Source organism: Streptomyces sp. NPDC030862 (assembly GCF_055571835.1).
Genome location: NZ_JBVIEN010000001.1, coordinates 684,957 through 697,764, shown reverse-complemented (window position 1 = coordinate 697,764; position 12,808 = coordinate 684,957). Strand labels below are relative to the sequence as shown.

10 protein-coding genes are annotated in these 12,808 nt (G+C 73.2%); 4 read left to right on the top strand and 6 right to left on the bottom strand.

Features of this window, described 5'->3' with window-relative positions:
• Positions 1-43: 43 nt before the first annotated feature.
• The gene (locus tag ACZ42X_RS03200) at positions 44-1,846 is read right to left on the bottom strand and encodes a S8 family peptidase (RefSeq protein ID WP_468283699.1); all 1,803 of its coding nucleotides are present in this window, start codon (positions 1,844-1,846) and stop codon (positions 44-46) included.
• A 522-nt stretch (positions 1,847-2,368) separates the two neighbouring features.
• On the opposite strand from ACZ42X_RS03200, the gene ACZ42X_RS03195 reads away from it, so the two are divergent.
• Complete coding sequence (locus tag ACZ42X_RS03195) at positions 2,369-2,665, top strand: VOC family protein (RefSeq protein ID WP_468283697.1); 297 nt, start codon at positions 2,369-2,371, stop codon at positions 2,663-2,665.
• Between the two features lie 146 nt (positions 2,666-2,811).
• Here the strand turns inward: ACZ42X_RS03195 and ACZ42X_RS03190 are convergent, their stop codons facing one another.
• The 3 genes from ACZ42X_RS03190 to ACZ42X_RS03180 all read right to left on the bottom strand — a co-directional run bounded on the left by ACZ42X_RS03190 (position 2,812) and on the right by ACZ42X_RS03180 (position 7,259).
• On the bottom strand, positions 2,812-6,222 hold the full coding sequence (locus ACZ42X_RS03190) for a DUF4132 domain-containing protein (protein WP_468283695.1): 3,411 nt from the start codon (positions 6,220-6,222) through the stop codon (positions 2,812-2,814).
• 81 nt (positions 6,223-6,303) lie between these two features.
• Complete coding sequence (locus tag ACZ42X_RS03185) at positions 6,304-6,729, bottom strand: hypothetical protein (RefSeq protein WP_468283693.1); 426 nt, start codon at positions 6,727-6,729, stop codon at positions 6,304-6,306.
• On the bottom strand, positions 6,723-7,259 hold the full coding sequence (locus ACZ42X_RS03180) for an ATP-binding protein (protein ID WP_468283691.1): 537 nt from the start codon (positions 7,257-7,259) through the stop codon (positions 6,723-6,725). The genes ACZ42X_RS03185 and ACZ42X_RS03180 overlap by 7 nt, the downstream gene beginning before the upstream one ends.
• Positions 7,260-7,466: 207 nt before the next feature.
• Between ACZ42X_RS03180 and ACZ42X_RS03175 the strand changes: the two genes are divergently transcribed.
• From ACZ42X_RS03175 to ACZ42X_RS03165, 3 genes are all read left to right on the top strand, one after another.
• On the top strand, positions 7,467-8,330 hold the full coding sequence (locus tag ACZ42X_RS03175; RefSeq protein WP_468283689.1) for a helix-turn-helix domain-containing protein: 864 nt from the start codon (positions 7,467-7,469) through the stop codon (positions 8,328-8,330).
• Positions 8,331-8,573, top strand: a complete 243-nt coding sequence (locus ACZ42X_RS03170; protein ID WP_355357486.1) for a DUF397 domain-containing protein — start codon at positions 8,331-8,333, stop codon at positions 8,571-8,573. It abuts the gene before it with no gap.
• Positions 8,574-8,652: 79 nt separating this feature from the next.
• Complete coding sequence (locus ACZ42X_RS03165) at positions 8,653-9,477, top strand: SAM-dependent methyltransferase (protein ID WP_468283687.1); 825 nt, start codon at positions 8,653-8,655, stop codon at positions 9,475-9,477.
• 12 nt (positions 9,478-9,489) lie between these two features.
• On the opposite strand, the gene ACZ42X_RS03160 is transcribed toward ACZ42X_RS03165, so the two are convergent.
• Together ACZ42X_RS03160 and ACZ42X_RS03155 are read right to left on the bottom strand one after the other, a co-directional pair.
• Positions 9,490-11,409, bottom strand: a complete 1,920-nt coding sequence (locus tag ACZ42X_RS03160) for a M64 family metallopeptidase (protein ID WP_468283685.1) — start codon at positions 11,407-11,409, stop codon at positions 9,490-9,492.
• A 60-nt stretch (positions 11,410-11,469) separates the two neighbouring features.
• The gene (locus ACZ42X_RS03155) at positions 11,470-12,798 is read right to left on the bottom strand and encodes a 6-phospho-beta-glucosidase (protein ID WP_468283683.1); all 1,329 of its coding nucleotides are present in this window, start codon (positions 12,796-12,798) and stop codon (positions 11,470-11,472) included.
• Positions 12,799-12,808 lie beyond the last annotated feature (10 nt).

Below are 12,808 nucleotides of genomic sequence, written 5' to 3'. Positions count from 1 at the left end.
GAACACGCCCCTGACCAGCGGTGGAGCAGGTCATGCGAGAGGATCAGAAGGTGAGACCCCAGGAGTCGATGTAGCCGGTGTCACCCGAGGCCACGTCCTGGACGCGCAGTTTCCAGACACCGTTCGCGGCCTCGGACGAGGCGTCGACGGTGTAGGACGCGAGGACGTTGTCGGCCGAGTCGTTGCTGCTGGAGTTCTTCAGGCGGTACGCGCTGCCGTCCGGGGCCACCAGGTCGATGACCAGGTCACCGCGCCAGGTGTGCTTGATGTCCACGTCCACCTTGAGGGCGGCGGGGGCGTTGCCGGTGCGGCCGGTGACGGAGATCGAGGACGTCACGGTGGCGTTGTCCGCGATGTTCACATTGGTCGCGTTGGCGAAGTTCGCTCCGGTGCCGGGGGCGCCCGTGCCGCCGGTCACGGCCTGGACGGTCTTCGCGGCGTCGGCGATGCCGGTGCCGCAGCCGCCGGAGCAGGTGCCGGGCAGCGGACGGGCGTTGCTCTTGATCGCGGTCTCGATCTCGGCCGGGGTCAGCGAGGACTTGGCCGACTTGAGCAGCGCGGCGAGACCGGCGATGTGCGGGGCCGCCATCGAAGTGCCCTGGTACGGCTTGTAGTTCTCCAGCGACTGGGTCGTGGTGCCGGAGTTCAGGGTGGAGAAGATGCCGTTCTCGGGCGTGGTGATGGTGCCCGGCGTGTCGGTGGCGCGGCGGGTCTCGCCGCCCGGGGCCGACACGTCGATGATGGTGCCGTAGTTCGAGTAGTACGAACGGTTGCCCTCGCGGCTGGTGGACGCCACGTTGATGACGTTCGCGCAGTTGGACGGCGTGAAGCCGGACGCGTTGGCATTGCTGTTGCCCGCCGCGACGACGACGGTCGCCCCCCGCGCGACCGCCCCGTCGATGGCGTTCTTGTACACGGTCGGGCAGGTGGAGCTGGCGCCGCCGAGGCTCATGTTGATGACCTTGGCCGGGGTCGGGTTCACCGGGATGCCCGGGACGGTGCCGCCGGAGGCCCAGGTGATCGCGTCGGCGATGTCCGAGGACGAGCCGCCGCACTTGCCGAGCACGCGCACGTGCTGGACCTTCGCCCCGTACGCGATGCCCGCGACGCCCTTGGCGTTGTGGGTGGTCGCCGCGATGGTGCCCGCCACGTGGGTGCCGTGCCAGGAGGAGTTGCTCGCGCGGGAGCCGGTGCCGCACTCGCCGTCGGTCGCGTTCCAGTCGCCCTCGTCCTTGGGGTCGCTGTCGCGGCCGCCGCCGTCGCGGGCGTCGGCGGAGCTGGAGATGAAGTCGTAGCCGGCGATGGTGTTCGCGCTGAGGTCGCTGTGCGCGGCGTAGCCGGTGTCGATGACGGCGACGGTGACGCCGCTGCCGGTGGTGGTGTCCCAGGCGCCGGGCACGTTCATGCCGCCGGTGGGCTCGAAGAGGTCCCACTGCTTGGCGTACTCGGTGTCGTTGGGGGTGACCGCCATCGCGTAGGCGCGGATGTCGGGCTCGACCGAGGCGACGGCCGGGTCGGCGCGAAAGGCGGCCATGACCTCGGAGAGGTCCTGCTTCGACGCCGCCTCCTGGCCGAGGTCGACGAGCGCGGCGCCGCTCGCGAGGCGGCGCTCGAAGGAGAGGTCCTCACCGGTCTTGGCGGCCTTCTCGGCGGCGTCGCCCTTGGCGGCGGTGTTGGACGTGGCCTCGGCGGTGCGGGACTTGTAGGTCACGATGACCTTCTCGACCGGCGCGCTGGGCAGCGTGACCCCGGCGGCGGGCCGGGGGGCGGGCTGGGGGGTGGCCTCTGCGGCGAGTGCCACCGACGAGGTGGCGGCCACGCCGATGATCGTGGCGCTCGCGGCCACGACGGATATGAGTCTCCGCCTGGAACCGTTCAAGGTGTTCCCTTTCAGGGCGGCTCCGGCGACTCCCGGAGCAGCTGACGGTGCAGGGCGCGCGGCGGGCGGCTGCGGGGACCGCGGTGCACCATGGGGGCAGTGCTCCGTGGTCCCCGGGCTGGGTGGGCCCGTGGCCGCCGCCGGCGCGACCGGTGGTGCTCAGGGGTTACATGCACCTGACATACGAGGCCAGGGAATGAGAACCGCCGGTGGGGCAGACAGTAGGGAAACCCGAGGTGAACCCGATATGGGGGAAACCCTTGTCCTCCCTGCGGGGGGTAGGGGGAGCCCTCCGCGGGGCGCTCCCCAGAGCCTCCTGCGGTCAGGCTGCTGCCCGCCTGCGACCCGGGCGGGACCCTCGTGGGGGCTCGCGCCGTGGGCTCGGCCGGGGCCGGTCAGGCAGAACCGGAGTGGGGCTCCGGTAAGGTCGTCGCATGCTCTGGACCGCTCCGCGCGGTCGGTGCCGTAGACGAGACCGAGGAGTGTCCGATGCCGGTGCTCGCCACCTACGCCCGCGTGTACGTCGACGACCTGGACACGGCGCTGCCGACGTTCCAGTCGCTGACCGGGACCGAGCCGGAGCTGCGCTTCGCGTACCGGGGCGTCGAGTTGGCCGCCGTCGGCGCCTACCTGCTCGTGGCGGGAACGACGGAGGCGCTGGCTCCGTTCCGCGATGTGCAGGCCACCACCGTTGTCGAGGACCTCGACGAGGTCCTGGCGCTGGTCGCGGACGAGGGCGGCCAGATACTCGACGGGCCGACGAGGTGCCGACCGGGCGGAACCTGACCGTGCTGCACCCCGGGGGCGCGGTGGTCGAGTACGTCGCCTTCGACCCCGCCAAGGCGCCCGCACCGCAGGCGCGGTAGGCCCGGCAGGCGCGATGGCGCGATGGCGCGATGGCGCGAGAGGTGCGTAGCCGGTCGGTCAGATCCTCACGCGGACCCTTCGGTCAGCGCCGCCAGGTCCGCCAGCGCCTCGGAGGCGAGGACGGGGGACAGCTCGCCCAGACGCAGCCGGCTGTCCCGCGGGGGCGACCAGTCCCCGGGGCGATCGTGCAGCCAGACGGCGTCGAGCGGCTGCTCCGGATAGACGTCGACGGCACCGACGGCTATCCCGTCGCGCGGGTTGAGGACCAGGTACCGGTCCGGCCCGACTTCCTTGCTGAGCCAGCACTCCACCCCGGCGTCCTGGGGCTCCCCGCGCCGCCAGCCGCGCCGCTCCAGGCCCAGCAGGCTGCCGGTGGGCACGGTGATGCCCTCGAAACGGGGCAGCCGCCACCCCGCCGCCTCCTCCTCCGTGAACCGGTACACGGGCCGCTCCAGTTGCCGGACCGGCTGCTCGATCCCGTGGGCGCCGAACACCGCACGCCACGCCGCCAGTTCGCCCTCGATCTCCAGCGGGTGGGCCAGCCGTACGGAGGCGGCTGCGGGAAGCTCGCGGTGCCGGCCCGCGACGTCCGTACACGCCCGGTCCTCCGAGACCCGGAACGACCACACCGCGTCCCCGTCTTCGGTGAGCCACACCAGCCCCCGCGCCAGGTGACGCAGCAGCGGGTGACCGGCGATCAGGTCCCGGAACTCCTCCACCGTCCAGGCCCGGCCCGCCACCATGGCCGCCTCCAGCCGCCGCGCCTGGTCCGACGCGACGGTCCGCACCTCCTTCTTCAAGGCCGTGAACCGCGCGCGCTCCGCCGACGCCCGTTCCGGATCGTCCTGCGGGCCCGGCTTCGGCAGGCCTTTCAGCCGCTTGCCGGACCCGTCCCGCACGTATGGCCGCAGCCGCTCGTCGAAGCCGACCGTGAAGCGCCGTGCGCCGTAGTCCAGGACCGTGCCGCCCGTCGCGTCGAGGCCCGCGTCCGGCACCAGCCGGTCGCCCAGCTGCTCGCCGGTGAGCCCGAGCCCCCGCGCCACCTCGGCGATCCTCTCCTGGGCCCGCGCCTTCAGCGCCTTGAACCGTACGCGCTGCGCGATGCGGTGCAGCTGTGTCAGCGCCTCGTCGGTACCGATGGCGGCCAGCACGTCGAGCCCCTCCACCGCACGGTGGTGCGCTCCCTCGCCCGGCCAGGCCCGCAGCACCGGGGCCAGCCGCCGCACGGTCTCGTCGTCGCCCAGCAGCCCCAGGGCGTGCAGCGTCCAACTGTCCTCGGCGGGCATCCCCGCCGACCTCCACCGCTCGAACAACTCCCATCCGAAAGCGGCGAGCGAGCCGCGGTCGCACAGCTCCCGCACCACCGGCACCCCCGGGTAGACCCCGCCCGGACGGGACATCGCCAGCATGGTCAGCGTGTGCCGCACCGACTCGGCGGGCAGCGCGCCGCCTCCGCCGCGCAGCAGGATCTGCGGAAGCACGACGGGATCGGCCCACTCGGGGAGCGCGGGCAGTGTGGCGGGCAGGGCGGCCTGCAGCGGATCGGCGGTCGGCGCCAGCACCTCCCCGACCACCTCCGCGACCTCCTCGCCGTACCGCGCGGCCACCACCCCGCACACCGCCTCGGCCCCGTGCGCGGACCCGATGAGCCCCAGGGCGTACGCGGCGTGGCGCCGCGCCGGTCCCGGCGCTCCCACCGCGTCCGGCACCAGCAGGGTGACCGCGGCCAGGCCGTGCCGCGCGAACCACGCGCGCGCCACCCCGCCCGCCTTCTTGAGCCGTACCGTCCACTCGGCCATCAGCCGGGCGGTCCCGGCGTCCCGGAACGGCAGCAGCAGCGCCCCCAGCGTGGCCGGTCGACGCACGGCTGCCCGCTTCAGTACCGGCAGCGCGTCCGTCCCGTACCGCGCGGCGACCGGCCGCAGGGTGTTCTCGCCCTCCCAGTAGTCGTCCGGCGCCCACGCGGCGAGCAGGGGACGCAGCTCTTCCTCCGGGCCCCGGAGGAAGAGCTGCGCCGACGACAGGTCCTCCAGCCCGTAGCGGCGCAGCGCCTCCACGTCGACGGGCATCGTCTCGGAACCGCCGTCCATGGGGTGCAGGTACGGCGACCGGGTGGCCGCCCACGCCTCCCGCTCGCCCGGCAGCCACTCCACGACCGGTGCGGCGTCGGCGTCCAGCCCGGCGATCACCCTCGACGCACCCGCCTCCGCATCGGCCTCCGGCTCCTCGGCCTCCGAGCTCGGAGGAACCAGCCACGGCGGGCTCGTCAGCAGCGCGGGCAGCGCCTCGGCGGGTGCGTCGGGCACCCGGTCCGGCCGCTTGAGGAACGGCCGGACGGCCGCCGCGAGCGCCTCCTCAAACGTGGGCAGAGCAGCCGTAGCGAGCTCCTCATGGGCGCCGATGTGCTCGCCCAGCAGCTGCCGCGCGACCTCGGCGGCCCGGCCCGCTCCCTGCGACGCCTCGGCCAGTACGCGCAGCGCCGTCACCGGCCGGCGCTCCATCGCGCCCAGCAGCGCGGGCCGTACCCGCTTGTCGTCCGCCCGGGACAGCAGCGCCCGGACCGCCGCCTCGCCCGGCAGCTCGACCAGCGCGGCCGCGGCCGCCCTCACGCTCGCGGCGGAGGCGTACGGGCGGTCGAAGACCTCCGCGACCAGCGGTGCCGCGGCCGCGCCCAGCCCCTCGGCCACGGTCGCGATCGTGGAGAGCGGCCAGTCGATGTCCGCCTTCCCGCCCAGCCGGACGACCTGCTCCGGCGCGTCCATCGAGCAGAAGAGCATCGACCGCAGGTACCCGTCGAGGGAGACGAGCGGACCGGGCTCGGCGCAGCATTCGTTCACCCAGCCGGTCTCGGACGGCACGAGATACGACACCGCGATCCGCCGCCGCTCACCGTCACGCGCGCCCGCCAGAACGGCCACCGCCGCCCGGTAGGTCTCCTCGTCGGCCGCCGCGAGCAGGGCCCTGACGCGGTCGGCCGACGGCCGGCGCTGCTCGGTGAGGTAAGGGATGCACGTCGCGGAATCCAGCACCGTGAGACCCGGATCCGACCGCGTGCCGCCCGACTGGATCCACACCGCCTCGATGTCGAACAGCTCCACCACGGCCCGGGCGGCGAACGGCAGCCCGTGCTCCGCTGCCCAGACGTCCGCCCACGCGGCGGCCGTCGGCGGGGGCATCGCGACCATCGCGGCCACGGCGGCCGCGCCGAGCGGCGAGGGCCCGCTGCCGTCCAGGTGCGCCCGCGCCGCCGCCACCAGCCGCGCGTCGCTGCCGGGCGCCGTGAGGAACTCCTCTATCCAGTCCTTGTCCTCCGTCAGGCGTGTTTGGAGGAGGGACGCCGCGTCCTTGTCCGGTCTGCCCGGCGTCCTCCGTACGCCGCCACGCCGCGGATGCAGCTTCCGCCGCCACGCCGCGGGCAGGACGAACGACTGCTCCGGCTCCCCGGCCGCCAGGCCCGGCAACTCGTCACGGCGCACAGGCCCTCCTCGTTTCCGTCCACGTCGATCACTGGAAACGACCGTAGCGCGCACCACTGACAACGCCCTCGACCAGGCGTTTCAGAGCCGGGACTCGACCCCCGGCACCGTCCACGACGGTGCGATGCCGGTGAGCTGGCAGACCATCAGGTACAGGGGGATCGGCGGCGTGTACGGCGAGGTGCTGTCCGGCCGGTGGATCAGCCGGGGCCGGCGGTCCGGTACGCAGGCGTCGGCGGCGTAACAGGCGGGCAGGGGCCACCGCAGCTCCGTGTCCGAGCCGGCCGGGACGATCCACCACCACCAGTCGGTGTCGGCGAACACGCAGCCTGTGCCGGGCAGCCGCGACAGCAGCCGGAACCCGTGCCGCGCCGGTACGCCCACCGCGTCGCAGCCCAGCGTGGCCGGCAGCGACGGGGGCGGGGTCAGCCGCACCTGGTCCCGCGAAGCGTCCGGTCGGCCGTGGCGGCCACGCGCGGCGAGCAGCGTGGCCATCGACCTCAGCATGGTCCCGCCATACCGAATGAGTTATCGGCGCCATCGAGTGCCAGTTCCGCCCACACCACGCGCCCGGCGCCCTGCCGGGCGTCGTGTGCGCCCCACGCGCCGCACACCGCCTCCACGAGAAGCAGCCCCCGCCCCCGCTCCTCGGCGTCGACGTGCCGCCGCCGCGGCTCGGTCGCCGGACAGCCCTCGTCCTGCACCGCTATGCGCAACCGCCCGCCTCCGTCGCGCAGTTCGCACACGACCCGGCCACTCGCCGTGTGCACCACGGCGTTGGTGAAGAGCTCCGAGACGACCAGTGCGACCGTGTCGCGCACCTCGCCCCCGAGGCGCCACCGGACGAGCCGGTCGTCGGCGAGGCGTCTCGCCCGGGCCACCGACTGGGCGCGCGCGGGCAGTTCGAAGGAGAAGTGACGGTCGTCGGAAGAGGAATACGCATCGGACGCGGTTGTGGATGCGGACGCGGATGCGGAAACGGTCCACGGTCGCGGAGCGGCCATGACATGAGGCGTCAGCGCATTACCAGGGACCACGACCGCTTCCTAACGTGGGGCGGCAGTACGCACGTTGCCTCTCCCGGAGCGGAGTGCGGGCTGCCGCGTGAACTGGTTCACCGGAATACTTTCCTCCCGACTCCGACACTTGGCAAGTAGCACTCTGAAAATTACAGAGTGAGCTGTTCTGTCTGACCGTCACATGGCACACTCGCCTCGTCGAAACAGCGCGTGGGGAGGTCTGAAGTGAGCGAGCCGCGGTCCGCCCCCACCGTGGGACAGGTCGTTCTCGGCAAGCGCCTGCAGGAACTGCGGGAGCGCGCGGGGCTGAAGCGCGAGGAGGCCGCCAAGGTGCTCCGCGTGGCCCCGGCGACGATCCGCCGCATGGAGACGGCGGAGGTCTCGCTGAAGATCCCGTACGTCCAGCTCCTGCTGCGGGAGTACGGAGTCCCCGCCGACGAGGCCGACGGCTTCGTCCGGCTGGCCGAGGAGGCCAACAAGCCGGGCTGGTGGCAGCGTTTCCACGACGTCCTGCCCAGCTGGTTCAGCATGTACGTCAGCCTGGAGGGCGCCGCCAGCCTCATCCGGGCCTACGAACCGCAGTTCGTCCCCGGCCTCCTCCAGACCGAGGACTACGCCCGGGCCATCCTGCGCGGCGGAGCCGTCGGGCAGGTCAGGCCGGACGACATCGAACGCCATGTGGCCCTGCGCATGGCACGGCAGTCGCTGCTCACCCGGCAGGACGCGCCGAAGTTCTGGGTGATCATGGACGAGACGGTGCTGCGCCGGCCCGTCGGCGGCAGCCCCGCCGTCATGCGCGCGCAGATCGACCGCCTCCTGGAGGCGACCGCGCTCCCCAACGTCACCCTTCAGATCGCCGAGTTCGCCACCGGGCACCACCCGGGCACGTACGGACCGTTCGTCCTCTTCCGATTCGCCATGCCGGAACTGCCCGACATGGTCTACAGCGAGTACTTGACCGGCGCGGTCTACCTCGACGCGCGCACCGAGGTGGCCTCGCACCTGGAGGTCATGGACCGCATGGCGGCGCAGGCCGCCACCGCACCACGTACGAAGGAGATCCTCCGGGGTTTCCGCAAGGAGCTGTGAATGGACCGCGACCGCATATACAACGGCATGCCCGCCGCCGAGCTCGGGGCCGAGGGGTGGCACAAGCCGTGGAGCGGCGGCAACGGCGGCAACTGCGTCGAGGCCATGAAGCTGGCCGACGGCAGGGTCGCCGTACGCCAGTCCGCCGACCCGGACGGCCCCGCACTCATCTACACCCACGGCGAGATCGCCGCGTTCATCCAGGGAGCCAAGGCCGGACAGGCCGACTTCCTGCTCACCTGATCCCCATCGACTCAACCCAGCCGATCGACGGATCAACCGACGTACCGACCAGCCACCCAGCCGACCACTGGAGCGCCAGATGACCGGACAAGAACCCGTCGCCGTACCGCCTGCCACCGTGCACATCGACACGAGCAAGCCCCACCCGGCCCGTATGTACGACTGGTTCCTGGGCGGTAAGGACAACTACCCCGTCGACGAGGAGATGGCCAAGCAGCTCCTCACCGTCGACGCGCGCGGCCGGGACATGGCCCGGGTCAACCGCGCCTACATGCACCGCGCCATCCGGTGGCTCGCCGCCCAGGGCGTACGCCAGTACCTGGACATCGGCACCGGCATCCCGACCGAGCCCAACCTCCACCAGATCGCCCAGGAGACGGCCCCCGAGTCGCGGATCGTCTACTGCGACAACGACCCCATCGTCCTCGCGCACGCCGAGGCGCTGCTGCGCTCCACCCCCGAGGGCGCCACCGAGTACATCCAGGCGGACGCGCGCGAGCCCGAGGTGATCCTGGAGCGGGCGGGCAAGGTCCTCGACTTCGGCCGCCCCATCGCGCTGTCCATGCTGGCCCTGCTGCACTTCGTGGACGACGAGGACGGCGCGTACGAACTGGTCCACCGGCTCGTCGAGCAGCTCCCGTCCGGCAGCTACCTGGTCCTCTCCCACGTCACCGGCGAGTTCGACCCGGAGGGCGCCGCCAAGGCCCGCGCCCTGTACACGGCGCGCGGCCTCACCCTGCGTCCGCGCACGCGCGAGGAGTTCACGCGGTTCTTCGACGGCCTGGAGCTCGTCGAGCCCGGGGTGTCGCTGACGGCGGACTGGCACCCGGAGCTCGGCGAGGTGGTCCCGGTCGCCGGCGACGAGCCGATCCCGGGCTACGCGGGCGTCGCCCGCAAGCCGTAGTCCGCGTCGGCCTCACGGGGCCTCCGGGGGCACCAGCGTGACGAGGAACCTCTCCGCCGCGCCGGTGTTCCCGGCCGCGTCGACCGTCCGGTACTCCACGGTGTGCGTGCCGTACTCCGGCGTGGCGTCGTCCCACGGGACCACACGCGCGCGGCCCAGCTTCCCGTACACCAGGCCGTCGATCTCCGTCCCGCCCGGCGTGAAACGGAAGGGCGCGTCCGCGTCCGTCGGCCAGCCGTAGTAGGTGTACCAGCCGTCACCGTCCACACGGAACTGGCGGACGACGTACCCCTCCTGGTCGTCGCGCGCGGTGAGCCGCATCGTGAACGGCCCGTCGTAGACGTACTCGACGGGCCGCCCCGGCCGACGCACCGTGCGCAGCGGCTCCGAGAGTTCGTACGCCGCCGTCGCCGCAGTGGCGTCCACCGTCCAGCGCAGTTCGCCCTGCGAACCCGATTCCCCCGGGCCCGAGGTGCCCGCGATCCGGGCCGTCAGCGTGTGCGAACCGGGCGACAGCCGCAGCGCCGACAGGTCCAGGTCCCGGTCGTTGCCCGGGTTCGCCACGGGCCGCCCGTCCAGCGACCACCGCACCGCGAGCGTCCGGTCGTCGGGATGGGTGGTGTCGGCGTACACCACCGACCAGGCGCCCACGGGTGCGTCGGTCGCCGTGTGCCCGGTGAACCGCGGCGCCACCACACCCGGCTCCGTGACCACCGACGTGTCCACCGTCCACGTGACCGTACGGGTCAGGGCGGGCGAAGCCCGCACCGCCGGGTCCCGTACGAACGGCGTCGGGTCCGTCACCGTCGCCGTCAGCGTGTGGGTCCCGCGGGCCAGGTCCAGCCGTCGTAGATCGACCGTACGGACACCCCTCAGCGCCCGCAGCGGGCGTCCGTCCAGCCGCCAGGCCACGTCCAGCTCGCCACCGTTCGGATGCAGGGTCTCGACCCAGACCGTCCGGTCCGCGCCGAGCGGCTCCCTGTTCGGGGTGTGCCCCTGCACCAGGTTCACCTTGGACGCGATGGCCTGGACCATCACCTCGCGGCCGACCTGGTCGAAGGCGTACCCCAGGGTCTTCATCATCGAGTGCGCGCTGGGGCGCCCCACCCCCGTGGTGCTGTACAGCCCGCCCTCGTGGCGGCCGATGACGCCGCCCGACTCGCTCTCCTCGCCCAGCCAGCGCCACCACTTGGCCCGCCGGTCCCGCATCGCGGCCTCGGACAGCACCGTGTGGTGCGCGGACGCCGGCTCGCCGCCCTCGTACGCACCACCGGGGACGCCCCGCGCGTAGTAGTCGTACTCGTCCTGGAGCCTGCCCAGCGAGTGGCCGATCTCGTGCGGGGTGATCAGGGCGGACAGGGCGTTGCCGCCGGACGCGGTGGCGTACGTGCCGCCCGCGCCGCCGTAGGTGTCGCTGTGGGCGAGGGCGACGATCTGCCGGTTGGCGCCCGTCGTACCGGGGACGAGGTCGGCGAGCGCGTTCGCCGCGCCGCCGTCCACGGTGAGCAGCCGCTGCACGCTGTCCGCGTCGCAGCCGCCCCAGAAGCCCATCCCCAACGGCGTGTCGCGGCGCGGGGCGTCCAGCCCCGGATCGCAGTCCACGCCCGAATCGCGCGAGGGGACCTCCACGGCCCACACGTTGACGTACGAGCGGTACGACGCGAACGGCTCGATGCTCCACAGCACGTTGAGGTGCTGTTCGACGTCCGCCCGGAACTCGGGCAGCTGCTCGGCGGTGTAGCCGTCGCCGAGCAGGATCAGGTTGAACCGCTGGTCGGCCGGACCCGTCGTCTGTACGGGCACGACGGTGGCGGCTTCGGTGACCGGTGGGCGCTGCCCGGCGGTGGCCGGACCGGCGCCCACCAGCGCGGTGGCGAGGAGAGCGGCCGCACCGGTCAGCGCGGCGGCCCGTCCGAGGCGTGGGGAGACCATGGGGCCGGAGCGTACGGTGCGCCCCACGCCCGGTAAAGGGAGCGCTGTCGCGCCACACGGCTAGGATTTGGCCAGATACGCCAGGCCCGGGTGCTCCGCCACGTAGGCGTCCAGCAGCCGCCGCGCCACCGCCACCGAGTCGACCAACGGGTGCAGCGCGAACGCCTTCACCGCCGCCTCCCGCGACCCGCTCTCCGCCGCCGCCAGCACCTCGCGTTCCACCGCCTTCACCGCCGTCACCAGACCGACGGCGTGGTACGGAAGCGGCGCCACCGCCACCGGATGGGCGCCGTTGGCGTCCACGAGGCAGGGCACCTCCACCACGGCGTCGGCGTCCAGCACCGACAGCGTCGTACGGTTGCGGACGTTCAGGATGAGGGTGGCGCGCTCGTCGCGCGCGATGGCCCGCATCAGCGCCAGCGCCACCTGCTCGTAGCCGCCCGGCTCCAGGTCCTCCGCGGCCCGCTCCCCGGCGCCCGCGGCGGCCCGGTTGGCCGCCATGTACGTCGCCTCCCGCTCGGCGAGGGTGCGGTGCCAGGTGGCGAGGGACGGGGAGCCGTAGAAGGCCGCCTGCTGGTCGCGCAGGTAGGCGCCCCTGGTCCGTTCGGCGTCCCGGTAGGCCGAGGCCGCCTCCCGGTTGAAGTAGTAGTAGTGCAGGTACTCGTTCGGGATCGCGCCCAGCGAGCGCAGCCACGCGGCGCCGAAGAGCCGGCCCTCCTCGAAGGAGCCCAGCGCCTCCGGGTCCGCCAGCAGCCGCGGCAGCTCGTCCCGCCCGCCCACCCGGACGCCGCGCAGCCAGCCCAGGTGGTTGAGGCCCACGTAGTCGAACCACGCCTCCGCCGGGTCGGCACCCAGCAGCCGCGCCACGCGCCGCCCCAGGCCCACGGGGGAGTCGCAGATGCCGATCACCCGGTCGCCGAGCACCCGCGCCATGGCCTCCGTCACGAGCCCCGCCGGATTGGTGAAGTTGATGACCCACGCGTCCGGCGCGACCTCCGCGACACGCCGCGCGATCGCCGTCGCGACCGGTACCGTGCGCAGCCCGTACGCGATGCCGCCCGCGCCCACCGTCTCCTGACCCAGCACGCCCTCGGCGAGCGCCACCCGCTCGTCGGCCGCCCGGCCCGCGAGACCCCCCACGCGGATCGCCGAGAACACGAAGTCGGCGCCGCGCAGGGCCTCGTCGAGATCCGTGGTGGTGCTCACCGCGGGCGCTTCCGGGACGCCCGCCGCCTGCTCGGCCAGTACCCCGCCGATCGCCGCGAGCCGGCCGGCGTCCACGTCGTACAGCGTGACGCGCGTGACCCGGCCCGGCCCGCGGTCGCCGAGGAGCGCCCGGTACACCAACGGTACGCGGAAACCGCCACCGCCCAGAATCGTCAGCTTCATGGCGGCAACG

Coding starts and splice junctions, on each gene's coding strand:
- ACZ42X_RS03195 (WP_468283697.1), top strand. CDS start 2,369: ATGCCGGTGCTCGCCACCTACGCCCGCGTGTACGTCGACGACCTGGAC.
- ACZ42X_RS03185 (WP_468283693.1), bottom strand. CDS start 6,729: ATGCTGAGGTCGATGGCCACGCTGCTCGCCGCGCGTGGCCGCCACGGC.
- ACZ42X_RS03170 (WP_355357486.1), top strand. CDS start 8,331: ATGGACCGCGACCGCATATACAACGGCATGCCCGCCGCCGAGCTCGGG.
- ACZ42X_RS03165 (WP_468283687.1), top strand. CDS start 8,653: ATGACCGGACAAGAACCCGTCGCCGTACCGCCTGCCACCGTGCACATC.
- ACZ42X_RS03160 (WP_468283685.1), bottom strand. CDS start 11,409: ATGGTCTCCCCACGCCTCGGACGGGCCGCCGCGCTGACCGGTGCGGCC.
- ACZ42X_RS03155 (WP_468283683.1), bottom strand. CDS start 12,798: ATGAAGCTGACGATTCTGGGCGGTGGCGGTTTCCGCGTACCGTTGGTG.